Raw genomic sequence first — 18,094 nt, forward strand, 5'->3', positions numbered from 1 at the left:
CTTTATAAAACTACTGACAGTTAATGATTACAACACGTAAATTTCAACAATTACACAATACCAACGTTCATAAAGCAACTTTACAACAACTGTTAGAAGAGGCTAAAAAAGAAAACAATACCCATGTTGTGTACAGGATAGCTAAACTATTAAATACCTATCCTGATGAAGATTACTTTGCGCTTGAAATCAAAAAATACAACCAGTCTGCCAATAGTTCCGTGAGCATCAATGATGCTTTAGACAGTAACGGAAACTTAAAAGCAGGCTGGCAATTTGTTGGAGGAAATATCGTAAGAACTCCGCCTTCAGAAATTCCTGAAGAACTGTTAGCAGGATTGGAATGTATAGAAGAAAAAGACAGTCCTGAAGCCTTAAACGCGCCTGTATCACCTGATGCCATTTATCAAATGATTACCGATAGCATGATACAAGCCATTGATAAGGCTTCAGGTTTTGAATATACCCAAGAATGGGATGATACCCTGACAAACGGTGGGTATTTAACACCTACCAATTTTGTATCTAAAAAACCGTATCGAGGAATCAATTATATCTTACTTAAAAACTCGGATTTATTCAGCGTTTTTAGCAATCCTTATTTCTTAACCTTCAATCAGATTAAAGACTTAAAAGGAAAGCTTAACAAAGGAGCTAAAGGATTGCCTGTAGTCTATTTTACCAGACTGTATCAATTTGAAGATAAAAAGAAGAAACTCAACTTTGGCACGTATCAAAAAGAGAAAATGGTGGCGTTTTTAAAATCTAAGGGCTATGATATCAAACAGTTTGATACCTTGGTGAAAATCATTCCTATTTTAAAATATTACAAGGTTTTTAACGGAGCGGATATTGAAGGAATCGATTTTGAATTGGAAAAATTATCAGACCTTCAAAAAGCCAAGCTTGGCTATTTAGCTCCCAAACCCAACCAAGGAGAAACCATTGCTTTTGCAGAAAGCATCATAAAACATTTGCCTAAAGATGCTGCACCAATTAAAGTAAGTCCTAATGGACAAGCGTATTATGATGGGAATAAAGATCTTGTTTTTGTACCTGATTTCTCCTCGTTTAAAAACTCACAAGATTATTACCGTGTGCTATTCCATGAGCTTACACATTCTACGGCTCATAAAAAAAGATTACACAGGGATTTAAGCGGTAAGTTTGGTTCGTTATCCTATGCCAAAGAAGAATTGGTAGCAGAATTTGGCTCGGTATTTTTATCGGCACAAGCGGGGATTTTATGGAAAACCAATAAAAATCATGCGGAATACATTAAAAACTGGATGCTTGCTATTTCTTTTATGGAAAAGGACAACCGTTTACTGATGCGTGCTGCTTCGGCTGCGCAAAAAGCAGCGGATTACTTACTGCAAGTAAATGAGCATGGTGAACCTAAATTTTATCAGGAACTAAAAAAAGAACTTCAGAAAAATTCGGATGAAAAACTACCACCTGCAAAAATCAACGACTATGCAGCATGGCAAGAAATGGTACAGCCTTTTTACAAAAATAACGTTTCGTTAGCCTATTACAAAGCTGCTTATAAAACAACCATAAACAGTAAAAAAGAGTTAAAGGAAAGCATTGCTAAAACCTATACGCTTGACAAACTGAAAAGATTGGTCTATGCTTCAGGTAAAAAAGATAATTATGTAAATGCCTACTATGATAATTTACTGTTTCTATTTATCAATAGTTCGGTAATGGTTGGGTATCAAAATACTTTTGAAGAGAAAGTAGGAGAAATTGTAAATAAAGCGGATGAAAAATATTTGCAGGAGTTATTAGATAGACTACGAGAGAAAGAAGCCCAACGAAAAAAGAAAATAGATACTTTAAAAAAATCCTTTAAAAATCCAGAGACTTTAGAGGAATTTCAAAATTTTATCCGATTAAAAGGAGAAGATAAACTAACAGACAAACAATTAGCAGCCTACGATAAACTTTTTGTAATTGATTATCATCAAAAACAAAAAAAGCAAAAAATTGAAAGACTTAACTATCAACAACGCATAAATAACAATGTTGAGATTAATGATGTTGAGTTAGAATACAATGAAAATACCCATACTAAAACAGGTGATATTATTCATGTATTATCAATAGTAGATAGAGTTGAAAGAGATGTTTTTAAAAAGTTAAACTCATTAGCCAAGTCTAATGGTGGGTATTATAGCTCGTATAATAAAAACGGTGCGATTGCAGGCTTTATATTTAAAACAAAAGAACAAAGTGAAGCTTTTGAAACTGCAATTAAAAAGGGTACTAAAGAATATGATCCAGAGCACTATTTTAAAGCTAAAGAAGCTAAACAAAAAGAGCGTTTAAAAAAGTTAAAAGAAGCCTGTTATGATAGAATTACTGAAGCTTATAACAATATTGAAAGACCAAGGCTCACCAATACAAGAAGAAGGCAATCTATTAGTAGTTCGGTAATTTATGACCAAGAAGAAATTATCAGAACCAATAAAATTGCTATCAACTTAATTAACCGTATCGAAAACAATGAAATTGTAGCAGTTAAAAATCTAGCATATTTAACGGAAGTTGATAGTTTAATACAAGTAATCGAAAGAGCTGCTTTTGACTGGATGCGAAATCAAAAAGATCGTAATTTCTTTACTTCTAATGCTCCTAAAAAAGAAGATATCATTAAAAACGAAATTGAGTTTTCAGATATCAAACCATATTTACAACCTACCTTATTAAGCCTTAATAAGGAAGTAGTGGTTAGTTTATTAAAGCGATACGAAAATAAAAAAGGATTCAAGTTGCTTGCTAAAAGGTTACTGAAGAACTTATTTGTAAACGCCGACAAAAAATACATAGCCTACATCCCTGCTACATTAATGCCTGACTTTGATAAAATAATGCAAGAAGAAAAATCAAAGGATGTATTTGTATTGGATGGTTACAAAAGGCATAAACGCTTATTAAATATTATTGGGAGTAATAACTTTAAACTACTAAGACAGGCAGCTAGAGAGGTATTAACAGCCTACAAAGAAGTTGATATTTATAACAAAGATCAAGAGCAAGAAAATAAACTGAAAAAATTATTACAGGAAGTTCAACTAACTAAAATAGATGGCTTTTTTCCAACTCCTAAAAAGTTAACAGCTAAATTACTGGAAAATCTTACTATTGAAAAAGGAGACACTATTTTAGAACCTTCAGCAGGAATTGGATTAATGGCTGAAGTAATTAAAAAAGAATACCCTGACAATAAGCTTACTTTACTAGAAAAAGTTACCACTTTACATGAAATCTGTGAATTAAAAGGGTTTGATTCTATCAACATGGATTTTTTAAAACATCAACAAAAGTATGATGTAATTATAATGAATCCACCGTTTGAAAAAAATCAAGACATCGATCATGTATTACACGCATTTTCATTATTGAAGGATGGTGGTCGATTAATGGCTATTATGGCAAATAATAAAGAAGGTAGCCGAATTAAAAAACGTCAACAGTTTAACGACTTTATTAATAAGTATGGATGGTTTAAAGTAAATCCTTCAGGTAGTTTTAAAAGCTCATTTAAGCCTACAGGTGTAAATACAATTACCGTATTTTTAGAAAAACCATTCAAGCAAAACAAACCTAAAAATGAAGAAGAAAAACAAGAAGCTACTCAATTGGCTTTGTTTGGAAAAAAGCCTGATAGTAATGCAGATGGTTTTATTGATGTAGTAATAGAACCTATTAAAATTACGGAAGAAAAAAAGCCCGTTATTGCACCTTCAGTTACCAGGAATAAAACGGAAAAAGAAACCCCTAAACCATTAAAAACCAATAATCAACCAAAAACAAGAAGAAACTCTTTAGCTGAAAAACGGCAAGAATTTAAAAATAGAAAGGTAGAATTTTACAATATTGATGATGCTGATATCAATGAGTTTTTAGGACATATTGAAATTAAACAAACCGAAAGTGTGGTGATTACTTCCGCAGGTGGACAAGGTTCTGGAAAAACAACCTTTGCCTTTCGATTAATTAATGCTTTTGCCAAACATTACACCGTTGGGCATGCTAGTATTGAAGAAGCTCCTGATAGTAATTTATACTGGCAAAAAGCAGATAAATACATTGCTCCTGAACGTTTGCATAATATTGAAGCTCCAAAAATTAATAGTACTTCAGACTTACATAAACTCATTGAAAACAATGAAGTTATTGTAATTGATAGTTTTGCGAAAATGCAAGAAATTGAACGCGGTTTTGAAATTGATAAAGACCTACGTAAAAAATACAATGGCAAATTATTTATTGTAATTTTTCAACAAACTAGTGATGGAAAAATGCGTGGTGGTACCAAATCTCAATTTGATGCCGATATCGTATTACTTACCGAAAAGTTTGAGCGTTTTGAAGAAAACTACGTGTATGCCAATAAAAACCGTTATCAAAATAAATCTTTAGATCAGCTTCAATACAATATTTTACATGGTAGGTTAACTTCTAAAATGGAAGAAGAGTTTTGTGATGTTGTGATACGGTAGCAATTAACATGATATAATATATTTAAGTTTTAGTTTAGTAAACACCATTCTTTTACATTAATATTTATATTTTTAGAAATCTAAAAATTAGCTATTAATGTCATTATTTCAACCATCAGTATTAAAACATTATCAAAAGTTACAAAATAGTGATGCCATAAACAAAGCATATAAAAAATACACTAAGTACTTTTTAAACCCAACCATACAAGACAATATACGTAGTTCTAAAGAAGAAGAATACCAAGGTATATTCTTAACAGAGTTATTTGTTAATATTTTAGACTACACGCTTAAACCTAAAGCAGATTATAATTTAGTAGCTGAATACAAAAACCAAAACAATGCACGTAAAGCAGATGGTGCTATTTTAAATGATGATGTTGCTGTTGGGGTAATTGAATTAAAAGGTACTAAAACTAAAGATTTAGAAAGCATTCGTAAACAAGCATTCGATTATAAAGCCAACCAGAAAGGATGCGTATATGTAATTACTTCAAACTTTGAAAAACTAAGGTTTTACATTAACGATGCCACAGAATTTGAGGAGTTTAACTTATTTGAACTAACACCAGAACGATTTGAACTATTATACGTTTGCTTGCAAAAAGACAACATACTAAGCAATACTCCTTTAAAAATAAAAGAAGCTTCGGTAGTTGAAGAAGAACAAATTACCAAGCAATTCTATAAAGATTATTCGTTATTTAAACGTGAACTGTATAGAGATTTAGTTAAACGAAATGCAAAATCTTTAAAAAATAATGCATCTATACAAATAGCTACTAAACAGGCAGATGATTTAACTGAAACAGAAAAAGCAGAATTAATAAAGCTTGAAAAAAACGTTAAGCTAACACTCTTTAAAAAATCACAAAAACTAATAGACCGTTACCTATTTATTTTCTTTGCAGAAGATAGAGGTTTACTACCCCCAAACAGTACCCAACAAATATTAGATAAATGGAAGGCAGATGTAGATTTTGGGGACGATAGACCACTTTACGTACTATTTAAACAATATTTTAAATTTTTAGACCAAGGTAGAGCAGGCACAACTAACAGAGCCGAAATATACGCCTATAACGGTGGTTTATTTAAAGAAGATAAAACCTTAGATAGTTTAGATATTGACAGTGAACTGCTATACAAACACACTAGTAAATTAGCTGCTTATGATTTTGAAAGTCAAGTAGATGTTAATATTCTAGGGCATATTTTTGAAAATTCGTTAAATGAAATTGAAAGTGTAAATGCAGAAATAGAAGGCGGTGAGTTTGACAAGCAAAAAAGCAAACGTAAAAAAGACGGTGTTTTTTACACACCTAAATACATTACCAAATACATTGTAGAAAATACGGTTGGTAAACTATGTGCCGAAAAGAAAACCGAATTAGGTTTTAAAGAAGAAGAATACTACAAAGGACGTAAAGGACGCCAAAAAGCTACATTACAAAAGTTAGTAGATACCTTAGATGTTTATCGTGATTGGTTATTGCAACTTACCATTTGCGACCCCGCTTGCGGTTCGGGTGCGTTTTTAAACCAAGCCTTAAATTTTTTAATAGCCGAACACCAATATATTGATGAATTAAAAACAAAAGTTTTGGGTGGCGGATTCCAATTTCCAGATATTGAAAATACCATTTTAGAAAACAATATTTACGGGGTGGATTTGAACGAAGAAAGTGTAGAAATTGCGAAACTATCGTTATGGTTGCGTACCGCCCAACCACGACGCAAACTAAACGATTTAAGTAGTAATATTAAATGTGGTAACTCTTTAATAGATAGCAAAGCTGTAGCAGGCGATAAAGCGTTTAACTGGGAAACCGAGTTCCCACAAGTGTTTGCAAAAGGTGGTTTTGATGTGGTTATTGGTAATCCACCTTATGTTAAAAGGCAAAATATTAGTAATGAGAATGAAATTTCATATTTAGAGAAAAAATATTCTAGTGCAACTTATAATTTTGATTTATACATCTTATTTTTAGAAAAGGCATCATTTCTTATTAATACAAAGGGGATTATTTCATTTATAAACCCGTCAAAATTTACCTCTACAAAAACAGGAGAAGGAATTAGAAATTTTCTTGATAAAAATTGCAATATAATTGAATATGTAGATTTTAAGGATTATCAAATATTTGAAGATGCCACGACTTATTGTTGTGTTATAACATATACCAATGGCTCTAATTGTGGTACTCATTATTTACTTATCAATGATAATAATCCTAGAGATATTTATAGCTATAAAGAAGATTTTATTGAAATTGAAATGTCTTCTAGTGGTATTGGCTGGCAGTTTCAAAAAACAATTGATATAAAAGGTGAATATTCAATAAATGATATTGCAAAAATTTTCACAGGAATTGAGACAGGTGCAGATTCAATTTATATTTTAAGCTCAAATAATAAGTATTTAGACACTTTCAATTTTTCAAATAATAAACTAATTTATCCAGTTCTTAAAGGTGCAGACTTAGAGCGTTATTATTATGAAGCTAATAATCAATATGTAATTGTGCCTTATAAAGATAATAAGACTTTGTTTAAGCTTGAAAGGGAAATTAAATTAGAAAATCAAAATTTGTATGAATATTTAATTGAAAATAAAATTAGTTTAGAGGAAAGAAATAAAGGGAAAATGAAAGGCGATTTTTGGTATTCGTATGTTTATCCAAAAAACCTATATAAATATGATAATACTCGATTAATTTGGTCTGATATTTCAATTAGACCCCAGTTTAGTATCGATGAAAATAAAAATTGGCATGTTAGAACTGTATGTAGTCTTGAGATTAAAGAAGATTTTAACTTTATAAATTATAAGACACTTTTATTAATTTTTAACTCTACTCTTTTTGAATATTTTGTAATTAATAATAGTAATTCAATAAGAGGAGGATACTTAAGATACAGACCTCAGTATATAAAAGAGTTTAGAATTCCTGATTTAAAATTGATTGAACAAAATAACTTTATTGATTTTGCAGATAAAATTTTAAAACTCACTAAAGATTTAAAACAAATTTCAAACAAGTTCCAAAAATATCTAACCTCACAATTCCAGTTAGAAAAACTATCCAAAAAACTTCAAAACTGGCACGAGTTAGCCTTTGGAGACTTTATAAAAGAGCTAAACAAAGCCATAAAAGCAAATAACAAACTACGTGCTAAACAAGTTGCAGAGGGTGTCATATCGAGCGCAGTCGAGATACCAATCCTAACCAAAAAAGACGAGTTTGAATGGTTAGACCTATTTGAAGAAAACAAACAAAAAGCGCAAGAGCTACAAACGCAAATCAACCAAACAGACAAAGAAATAGACCAAATGGTGTATGAGCTGTATGGCTTAACCGAAGAAGAAATTAAAATTGTTGAGAATAGTTAGTTATGAAGAGATTTTTTAATATTTATAAACTTCCAATTGTAGCTCTAATATTAGTTTTAGTTGCATTCAGTACGTATTTATATTTTGAATATGATGACAAATTATTCCTTGGTTCTTTAGGTGTGATTGTTACTATTTATTTTGGTATAACTAAAACAGAGATGGAAAATGATAAACTTTTTAAAGAGCTGTTTCGCGACTTTAATTTGAGGTATTCAGAATTAAATGAATGCCTTTATAAAATTACAGAGTCTAATAAAACATTAGAGAATTTATCATTTAAAGAAAAAGACAAAGTTTACGATTATTTTAATCTTTGTGCAGAAGAATATTATTGGTATAAGAAAAATAGAATAAATAAAAAAGTATGGAATAGTTGGAAAGAGGGAATGAAATATTGGTATAGTAAACCAATAATAAAAGAATTGTGGAAGAAAGAGATGGATAACTCAAATGCTAAATCAAGTTATTATTTAGAACTTGATGAATCATTTTTTGAAGACTAAATAAATATATTTAGTTAACCCAAAGTAAATCTATTAATTAAACGATACAATAGACAAAATAATATGTGTTTTATGATTTGGATCAGGGAATAAAAGTTCTTAATAATATTTAGTTATGAAGAGATTATTTAATAAACAAGAACAATCATGATTAGAAAAATTTAATTTATTAACTTTTTAGAGCAATTTATTTCTTTATAATTGAACTTAATTTAATTAAAGTAGGAATAAATGCCCATGATCCCATAATCCCACACAATACTGCTATTCCATTAAATTCACCATTGTACATGAAATTATTGTAAATTATACAACCAAGAAATATAAATGGAAATAATAAACAGAAGGCTTGAACTGGAACGAAAATCACTATCATTCCAAATTTACCAAATACTTTATTTGAATACACTTCACTTAGTATTTCTCTTATAATTGAAATTGGAGTTAATAAATCCAATATTTTTTCAGTTAGTAAAGAATTACCTATATTCTCAATCTCTTTTCTAATTTTATTGACTTTGTCAGTTTGTAAAATAGATATAAGTAACAGTATTGCATAAATAAATGGAAAACAAAGTAAAATAATTTCGTTTTTTTCTACCGAAATTAAAGGTGTTTTAACTTCTGAAACAAAAGAGTTGTTTAATAAAAAATAAATTAAAGGAAAAACAAACAATAACAAAAAATACCTATGTTGCTTTTTTTGATGGAGCTCTAAACTGTTAAAAAGCAGATCGTTAATTTTATCTTGATTCATTGATTTTTAAATTATGGTTATGCATGTAATCTGCTAAGTAGTCTAATGAGTAAAAAAATAGAAATATAGACCTATATATAAGATTTTAAGAAGTTGGCGAAAACTAGCAATTACTTATTATAGCAGTTGTTGTCAGCAGTTTTTATCCTCTTTGTTGTTGTTGTTGTTGTTGTTGTTGTTGTTGTTGTTGCTGAATGTTTTTATTAATTGTTTCCGCTTCTTCCTTCATTTTTGCAATCAAACCATCAATTCCACATCCGTCAGTTAATTTTATTGCGACTATTTTTGGGTGTAATTGCGTGTCGTTATCATATAGTTTTGATTTTATAGTGGCCATAGCCTGTAAGGCACTTTGGATAGACGATTGGCTAATTTCAGAAGGAATAGGAAGTAATGTTGTAACTTCTTTAGAGTCTATTCCAATTACATCAAAACTTAAAGTTCCTGTTAGCTTTCCTTTTTCTGCCGCAACAGCAAGTCCAAATAAATTTCCAATATTTAAACCAGCTTTTCTTGTTTCAATATTCGCTCTGATTCTTAATCCAACACCAACTTTCGCCAATCCACCACAATTTCCATTTTCTTGAATCATATCAATAGTATTGAATTTAACGAAGTCTACATTTACTGTATAACTTCCTTTTTCGACTGTGGCACTTGCTCCAGCATATGAGATACTTCCATTTTCATCAATTTTCTCAATAGTTACAAATACAGACTGGTCAGTTAAAAACTTGTCAAGTTTAATTCGATTGGTCGCTAATTCTCTTACAGTCAAAGTATCAAAAACACCAATTGTATCTGCAATAACAACAGGACTTTCATATTCTATTGGAGAAATAGGGATATAATCTTTGAAGTTTTCCTCAAGTAAAAATTTAGTTTTTTGTCCGTAACTGTTTAAAGTCATTATCAAAAGGACTAATGCAAAGAAATGTTTTTTCATAATATGGTTGGTTTTGGTTTTAAAATTATTCGAAAACTTCTATTAGTTAAATACCCATTAACAGGTATTTTCAAATTACTGGCAACGGTCTCGTATAAGAATAGTAGCGGATTTTTATACACTAACTTTTCGGACTATAACAGACCTTTTTTATTATTATTTTTATACTTTATTGCGCACTGAATTTATTCCACAAATGCTTTTATTGTATCTAACCAACTTTTAATTTCTTCAAATCCACCTCGTTCGGTTAATCGCTCAACTGTCATTTTTTCAATTGCTAGATTATTCAACTGACGCTTAGCTTTTGATATTTTTTTCTTTTGCTTCTCTTCAGTTTTAACTGGATCAGGATTTATTGTATTCCAATCTGTATTACTCGTTTCTTGATGAACTGCTATAGCCACTTTTTTTGGAACATCTTCATCATCTATAATCTCAGTTAAAGTTATATTGATATTTAAGTCTCTATAACATTCAATTATTGCTTCGTGATGAAGGTAATTCTCTAATTCAATTTTTGTGGTATTAAATCCTATTTTGGTATGTACTCCTTCTGCGTTTAAGTTTTCTACACTTTGCACATACGCAGGAATATCAGAGTCATAAATATGAACTTGTGATTGTAATAAACCGTCTAAATATTTTTTCTCAATATAAAATTTAAGTTGCGAACCACCTGTTGGGATAAATGCGACAGCTTCGTTGTTTTCTAAATTAATTACATTGTTATCTGCTGTATTTAATATCTTACTTAAACCTATTAAAGCATTGATATCATTCTCTCCTTCTACAAAAATTAGAACTTTAACTTTATTTTTAGGGTCAGGTAATGCTCCAAGCGTTTCAATAATTCGGTCAATTATTTGTTCATTATCTGTTCCGTCAGCATTAAGACCGCTCTCTACATTTACTCGACCATTTTCTGAATAAACATATCTTAACGAGCTTTTAGGTATCTCTTTAGCCAAGTTAGAGTTATGAGTTGTGAAAAATACTTGTGCATTATCAGTTTCAGAAAGTTCTTTTAGGGCATTAACAATCATTAATTGAAAATCTGGATGCTGAGATGTTTCAGGTTCTTCTAAAGCATATATTATATTTGGTGCATTTGCTGTTCTTCTATTCTCGACTTGAGCTCTAAAGAAACTTAATAGAACAAGCCTTCGCATTCCACTCCCTCGTTTATTTAGAGGAACACCTCTATGATCTTCTAAAGTTAGTTTGAATATTGAATTCCAAGTTGGTTCTTTAGGGAAATTAGAACGTAAGGTTTCCGCTAATTCCGAATCCAAATCATTTAATTTATTAATTGTTTCATCAGCTAGATTAGTAGATGCATCTTGAACAGCTTCTTTAAGTTGTTGTAGTAATGGAGTAATATTATCACGTTTAAGAACTTCTTTTATAATTTCCTTCATTGGGTCTTGAATATCGGAATCTTGATCATTTAACGGCTTATCAACAAAGAATAAAGAGTATAGTGGTAAATACTTTTTAAGATTTACCCAAATTTTCTTTCTATTATCTTCATTGTCTAATCTTCCGTCAATTTTTATTTGTGTTATTTGAGTTGTTATTTGGCCATCCTCATAAAAATGATTTCTAATGGCACTTCTTAATTCTTTACTTTTTGATCTATTAACACCTTCGGGATTAATTCCTAATTCTTTAAATTGTAGTTTTAGTGTTGTTCTTTTTTTGGAAAGTAAGTCTGTAAGGTTTTCGTTGTCAGGATAATCACAAATAATAACTGATTCTTCTGAAACACTTCCGGAACCTGAAACTGGAAATATTTTCTTTATTTCAAGTTGTCCATCCGGATTTAGAAGGTATTCGTTGGAAAGACTTGTAGCGATAGTATCATCTAAAATAAGTTCATCCGGGAAGTCGGTGAAAACGCACGTAATTTCAATTTTACTGTTATCATTTTCAATGCATAAATCGTTTTTATCAGGTTTTCCATTGAAAAAAATATCTAACGCTTCAAGGATTGTAGATTTACCGATGTCATTTTTTCCAATTATTACATTCAAGTCGGAAATATGTATTTCAGTTTCTTGAGAGTAACTTCTAAAATTCTTTAATTTAAGTTTGCTTAGTTTCATAGTTTTTTTTTGGTCAGCTTGCTAACAACTAGTGGTTAAACTGAACTTTTAATATAGAAATTTAAGTCCTATTAATATATTATCAGATAGCAATTTGTTTTTTGCTTAAATATAAAACATTATTTTATAACTAGTTATATAAATCAATTATCATAGTTTAAGAAATTCAACAAAAAAGTAACTCTAAAAAGTGTGTGTGTTTTATAAGCGATTAACAGGTATTATCTTACTAGTTACATTTCATTATCAAATTAAAGTTATCAACCATACTATTAATAATCCTCAAACTTCAATAACTTTGCAAAATGCAACTAAGAAAATTATACAAATCAGAAAACCTAACTTTTTACAGAGCAGATACCACTACTAGCTTAGAGTTACCTTTTGTTGTAAATGGTATTAGTGCTGGGTTTCCTTCTCCTGCTGATGATTTCTTAGATATCAATATAGATCTTAATAAACACCTTATCAAAAACCCAAGTACTACCTTTTATGGCAGAGTTCGTGGTGATTCTATGATTAATGCAGGTATGCATGATGGTGATTTGTTAATTATTGATAAAAGCTTAGAACCTAAAGATGGTAAAATAGCCGTTTGTTTTGTAGATGGTGAATTCACGGTCAAACGTATTAAAATAGAAAAAGATATTGTTTGGTTGGTAGCAGAGAATGAAAAATACAAACCCATAAAAGTAACCCAAGACAATGACTTTGTAATTTGGGGAATGGTTACCAACGTCATTAAATCGTTATAATGTTTGCTTTAGTAGATTGTAATAATTTCTACGCTTCTTGTGAGCGTGTATTCAATCCATTATTAAATAATAAGCCTGTAGTGGTATTATCTAATAATGATGGGTGTGTTATTGCGCGTTCTAATGAGGCAAAAGCATTGGGAATACCAATGGGAGCAGCTGCTTTTGAATACCGAAATGTATTTATTAAAAACAATGTACAGGTGTACTCTTCTAATTATGCCTTATATGGCGATATGAGTAGCAGAGTAATGAACTTGTTAGCTACGTTTACACCTGATATTGAAATTTATAGTATTGACGAAGCTTTTTTAAAGTTTGATGGCTTTGAGCTATTTACATTGCAAACCATTGGAGAGGAAATGAAAAATCAAGTAACTAAAGGTACTGGAATACCTATTAGTATCGGATTTGCCCCCACAAAAGCATTAGCAAAAGTAGCCAATAGAATTGCTAAAAAGTTTCCAGAAAAAACAAACGGAGTTTATATTATAGATTCTGAAGAAAAACGTGTTAAAGCTTTAAAGTGGTTAGCTATAGAAGATGTGTGGGGAATTGGAAGAAAGCACGCTAAAAGATTACGAGCCATAAATATAAATACAGCATACCAATTTACACAATTGTCAGACCAATGGGTTCGTACAAAAATGACAGTAGTGGGTTTAAGATTAAAACACGATTTAGAAGCCAAACCTTCATTAGACTTGGAGAGCGTAGCAAATAAAAAAATGATTGCTACAACACGTTCTTTTGATAAAATGCTAACCAGTTATGACGATATCAAAGAGCGTGTAAGTACTTTTGCAGTTTCTTGTGCCGAAAAAATGAGAAAGCAAAACTCTCAATGTAGTTTGTTAATGGTGTTTTTACATACCAACCGATTTAGAAAAGACTTACCGCAATATTATAAAAGTATTGTGGTAAAAACAGCCTATCCAACCAATTCAAGTATCGAGTTGGTAAAACAAGCAAAAAAAGGGCTAGAAGTAATTTTTAAAGAAGGGTATCACTATAAAAAAGCAGGAGTTATGGTAATGGGATTAACACCTACAGAAGCGAAACAATATACGTTGTTTAGTAAGGAAAACCCTAAACATGAACCCTTAATGAAAATTGTGGACCGTTTAAACCAGGCGTACGGTAACAACAAAATAAAACTAGGAAGCCAGTCTTTAGGTCGACAATTTAAAATGAAACAAGAAAAATTATCCCCAAGATATTCAACCAATATTAATGAAATAATTGAAATTAAAGTCTAATTTATTGTATGTTAAATAATTAATTCAGTTTTTAATATGTGACAATTTTTAGTTTTTAAACCAAGATAAATTAAATTTTAATTTCCTTCAAAATCAATCATTTGCTCTTTAGTAAGTTCCCCAGTTATACCATCAAGGGTTAAAGATAAATATTGTTCTTTCTTATAGTTGTAGTAAGTAATATTCCAAACTTTATTTCCTTCTTCTTCATTTTTAAAGATTTCAGTTTTAATTCCCCCTTTTTTGGGATATCCTCTATCTAGGATAATACTATTGTTTTCACAATATTCTAATACTTTATCCCATCCAAAAATATACCCTTGATCCATATTTATTTCTTTAATAAGTTTACCTTCCTCATTAAATTCATACCATATTCCATACTCTGATCCATTGTTAAATCTAACTCCTTTAATTTCTATATTACCATTTAAATAGAAGTTTTTAACAACAGAAAAACTACTATTCACAATGTAGGTAGTCTTATTATAACCATTAGCATAGTCAATAAACATTTGAAGCTCATCATCTGTATTAATAATTACTTGTCCGTTAATTTTTTGTTTATTGAATTTGTTAATATCAAATGTTTCAAATTCTTTTGTTACTTCTGGTATGATTATTTTATTATTCATCACTGTATTTTCTTGTGCCTTACAACTGTTTAATGTTAATAGTGTAATTACGATATATATTAATTTTTTCATTATCAATTATATTGAGTTATTTGCCCTTATCCATTGCCAATAAAATAAACTACAACGATTGTTGTTATTTGGATCACTTGTTATATTATGTGAATAATCTAATAGGTTGTCTGTTTTCTTAGCTTGATATGTAAACTCCGCATTTGAAGAAGCTACGCTATTAGTAAAAGTATGTGCTAAATTAAAAGAATGTAAGAACTCGTGTGCAGCAGTTTGTTCATTAGCTGATTTAAAAACAACAACATAATTTGCTCCTGGTGCTGAATAACCGCTTAAATTACCTACACCTCCTGATGGCATGCCATTTTCTTCAAAATAAAAGGCTCTAAAGTAGTTATTGTATTTTGAGTCAATATCAAATAATTTCTTTTCTAAATAATCAACTAGTTTTTCTCGTGGTATAGCAGGTCTAGCAGGTCTAGTAGCTGTAGCTGTTTGAGCAGGAATTAAGGTACTTATTTTTTGAATTTTTCCGTTTTTTACAAATCTTGAAAAATCATTATCAGAAGTTAAATCTAAATCTATAATTTCAGAATCAGGATGTAATTCAATGTAGGCTTGTTCTAAATATTTATTAATTCTGTCTTTTTCATCTAAAGCATTAGCTTTTTTAGGTCTTGCAGTTCTTGATATTTTAGACTTTAATTGAACAAATACTACTTTTTTCTGTTTATGCTTTGCTACATCATTTGCCCAAACATTGATCTTACCAGCAAGTTTACCTACTTCTTGTCCCTCATTATAGGCATTTATTACAATTTCTTGGTCAACAGTAAATTCTTTAATACATTTTATTGTAATAATATCATTTAACTTTTTAGTTCCTGTTTTGTTTTTAATATCTATTTTTTTGGGTGTAAAAGTGAAGCTATCACTGTCTTCAAATTTTAAAAAATCTGCTTTTTCTGTTACATCTATATGTATTTTAAGCTTAGCTTCTTTTCCTTTTTTTAGACTTAACCATTCTGTATAATGTTTATCGTTTACTTCATTACCGCTTTCATCAGTAATTTTTTTCCAAGCAACCTCAAATGGTTTGTATTTAGCTTTTAAACTATCCAGTGAAATAGGATCTTTTTTGAAACTTCCTTTACTTTTATTAGGGTTTGTCTCTAAAGTAGTGTAGGTGCTATCGGTGAATTGTTTACCTACAATATCTTCAAACTTATTATCCATAAATAAAGTTGTGTCATCTTTCCTAATCCAATCAAAACCAAATTCACCTTTCCAATTGTCATAAGGTCTAAAACTTACTAATACTTTAGGTGGAGGAACAATTTTTAATGCTTGGCTTTTAAGAGTTGAGCCACTGTGAGTAGCTTTAGCAATTAATTCATCTATTTCAGCTACCTTAAAATCTTCCCATTGTTCTTTTAACTCAAAAGGAGTTATTTCAAATAAACCATCTTCTTGAATAGTTTCATTAAGAGTTATTTGTTTTTTACCTTGTTCAAATTCAGTTCCATCTTTTTTGGTAATTGTAATACTAATAGCGTTTCCACTTTGATTGATTACTTTTCCTGATATACCAACACTTTCTGAATAGCTACTTTCTTGAATTTTTTCTTTGGTATCATTATGTATCCATTTAAGAAAAGAAATTGAGGGAGCATCTTCTTGTACAGAAATACTATTATTATTTTGATTTTCTGGAAAAGTAACTCTCCATTTAGAAGAATATACACCGTTTGAATTAGAATCTTCAAAGCCTGCTGATGTAATTTTTAATCTTTCACTTATTGGTTGATTATCAGTTGAAGAAAAGTTATTGTCCCAATAAACTAAATGAGCATCATAAAGTTTTATTTTACGTATTCTTCCACCAATTACTACAGGGTATATATGAAGTTCAATTTGTTTTGTTTGATTTTCACTGGAAGCCCATTCCGTAAAATTTATATCTTTTCTAGTTTCAACTGTCAGGTTTAAGTTTTGGAATACTGGTATTTGAGAAGGTTTACCAGTTTTATCAGCACCTTGTTTGAAACTTAAATTAAATCGAAGTACATTAATTTCTTTATCGTCAACAATTAACTTAGCTTTTATCATAGTTTTTTAAAATCAGAAATAGCAATTTTATAAAAATAGAAATTTGTTTCACAAATATTTGTGAAAATGTATAGTTAGCTTTAATAAGCTATATTTTGGTTATAAACTCAATAATTTGCATTTTATTCTATACAAGCTGTTTTTAAAGAAAAAAAGTATAATTAAAGTAACTTTTTAAAGTTAGGCATTTTTTAGGCAGGAAGATTTTTTGGGTAGTTGTAAGTGGTTTATTATTAACTTATTAAGTGCTAAATGTAAAATTACTTCTAAGCAGACGGTCACAGGTTCGAATCCTGTCGCGATCACAATAAGCCTTACTAATTTAGTAAGGCTTTTTTGTTTTATAAACTTTCATTATGATTAATCCTTACAAAATCTATTTAACGATTGTTTACTGAGATCAATATTAAAAAATTATACTATAATCAATTTAGATTTTTTTGAACAACAGCTTTCGACTTATACCGTAATTAAAGAGCTGTTTAGCGCAAAGTAAATAAGTGATACTGCTGGTATACTAGAGGAAATTAAATATGAAAGAGTAGAGGTTTAATGTGTGTTGAACAAGATTACTACGTGTTTTAAGTACTAAAGTTAGTAAATGAAATACAGATTTAAAATCTGCGAAAAATTTCGTAAAGGATTTAAAATCAATAGTTAATTTTATACACTGTTAACAACAGTTTAATTTATAGTTCATTAATTCCAAAATATAAAAACATAATTCCAAACAATAAGAATAAATATTTTACAAAAAAATCTTTTTTCGGTAAATAAAATTTTTTTTCAGGATTATTTGGATTGTAATATATTGGAGTTATTTCTCCAATTTTAAACTTTGAATTACTCTTACCTTTAATTCGTATATTTTTAGTTATTCCATCTTCTAAATGCTCAAAAGTTAGAATTGGGAATTTTAGTTTTACTTCATTATAGTTTCCTGGCTCTGTATCTTTTCTTATTTCTGTTACATAAGATATCACTCGAGCATTAGTTAGAATTCCGTTTTTTTTAATTAGAATATTTTCAATCATCGTTTTTAACGATAAGATTATAAAAACAACTCCTAGTATTATAAGTATATAATGCATTGTTTAGT

11 protein-coding genes are annotated in these 18,094 nt (G+C 29.7%); 5 read left to right on the forward strand and 6 right to left on the reverse strand.

Annotation, left to right across the window (positions count from 1 at the left end):
* Positions 1-23 precede the first annotated feature (23 nt).
* The 3 genes from ACFQ1U_RS04110 to ACFQ1U_RS04120 all read left to right on the forward strand — a co-directional run bounded on the left by ACFQ1U_RS04110 (position 24) and on the right by ACFQ1U_RS04120 (position 8,414).
* Positions 24-4,511: a zincin-like metallopeptidase domain-containing protein gene (locus ACFQ1U_RS04110; protein WP_386105604.1), complete on the forward strand. Its 4,488-nt coding sequence runs from the start codon at positions 24-26 to the stop codon at positions 4,509-4,511.
* 97 nt (positions 4,512-4,608) lie between these two features.
* Positions 4,609-7,908: an Eco57I restriction-modification methylase domain-containing protein gene (locus tag ACFQ1U_RS04115; RefSeq protein ID WP_386105606.1), complete on the forward strand. Its 3,300-nt coding sequence runs from the start codon at positions 4,609-4,611 to the stop codon at positions 7,906-7,908.
* 2 nt (positions 7,909-7,910) lie between these two features.
* Positions 7,911-8,414, forward strand: a complete 504-nt coding sequence (locus ACFQ1U_RS04120) for a hypothetical protein (RefSeq protein WP_386105608.1) — start codon at positions 7,911-7,913, stop codon at positions 8,412-8,414.
* Positions 8,415-8,601: 187 nt separating this feature from the next.
* On the opposite strand, the gene ACFQ1U_RS04125 is transcribed toward ACFQ1U_RS04120, so the two are convergent.
* From ACFQ1U_RS04125 to ACFQ1U_RS04135, 3 genes are all read right to left on the reverse strand, one after another.
* Positions 8,602-9,171: a hypothetical protein gene (locus ACFQ1U_RS04125; RefSeq protein WP_386105610.1), complete on the reverse strand. Its 570-nt coding sequence runs from the start codon at positions 9,169-9,171 to the stop codon at positions 8,602-8,604.
* 142 nt (positions 9,172-9,313) lie between these two features.
* A complete protein-coding gene (locus ACFQ1U_RS04130; protein ID WP_386105612.1) occupies positions 9,314-10,117 on the reverse strand; it encodes a hypothetical protein in 804 nt (267 codons plus the stop codon).
* Between the two features lie 185 nt (positions 10,118-10,302).
* Entirely contained in the window at positions 10,303-12,225 is a 1,923-nt protein-coding gene (locus ACFQ1U_RS04135) for an ATP-binding protein (RefSeq protein WP_386105614.1), read from the reverse strand.
* Between the two features lie 305 nt (positions 12,226-12,530).
* On the opposite strand from ACFQ1U_RS04135, the gene ACFQ1U_RS04140 reads away from it, so the two are divergent.
* The gene (locus ACFQ1U_RS04140; protein ID WP_386105616.1) at positions 12,531-12,980 is read left to right on the forward strand and encodes a LexA family protein; all 450 of its coding nucleotides are present in this window, start codon (positions 12,531-12,533) and stop codon (positions 12,978-12,980) included.
* Complete coding sequence (locus tag ACFQ1U_RS04145) at positions 12,980-14,239, forward strand: Y-family DNA polymerase (RefSeq protein WP_386105617.1); 1,260 nt, start codon at positions 12,980-12,982, stop codon at positions 14,237-14,239. Before ACFQ1U_RS04140 ends, ACFQ1U_RS04145 begins: the two co-directional genes overlap by 1 nt.
* A gap of 77 nt (positions 14,240-14,316) precedes the next feature.
* On the opposite strand, the gene ACFQ1U_RS04150 is transcribed toward ACFQ1U_RS04145, so the two are convergent.
* The 3 genes from ACFQ1U_RS04150 to ACFQ1U_RS04160 all read right to left on the reverse strand — a co-directional run bounded on the left by ACFQ1U_RS04150 (position 14,317) and on the right by ACFQ1U_RS04160 (position 18,086).
* The gene (locus tag ACFQ1U_RS04150; protein ID WP_386105619.1) at positions 14,317-14,946 is read right to left on the reverse strand and encodes a hypothetical protein; all 630 of its coding nucleotides are present in this window, start codon (positions 14,944-14,946) and stop codon (positions 14,317-14,319) included.
* Positions 14,947-14,952: 6 nt separating this feature from the next.
* Entirely contained in the window at positions 14,953-16,995 is a 2,043-nt protein-coding gene (gene tssD, locus ACFQ1U_RS04155) for a type VI secretion system tube protein TssD (protein WP_386105621.1), read from the reverse strand.
* A gap of 689 nt (positions 16,996-17,684) precedes the next feature.
* On the reverse strand, positions 17,685-18,086 hold the full coding sequence (locus ACFQ1U_RS04160; protein WP_386105623.1) for a DUF3592 domain-containing protein: 402 nt from the start codon (positions 18,084-18,086) through the stop codon (positions 17,685-17,687).
* Between the last annotated feature and the right edge of the window lie 8 nt (positions 18,087-18,094).

The organism is Tenacibaculum geojense (genome assembly GCF_042676005.1).
In the GTDB taxonomy this organism is placed as follows: domain Bacteria; phylum Bacteroidota; class Bacteroidia; order Flavobacteriales; family Flavobacteriaceae; genus Polaribacter; species Polaribacter geojense.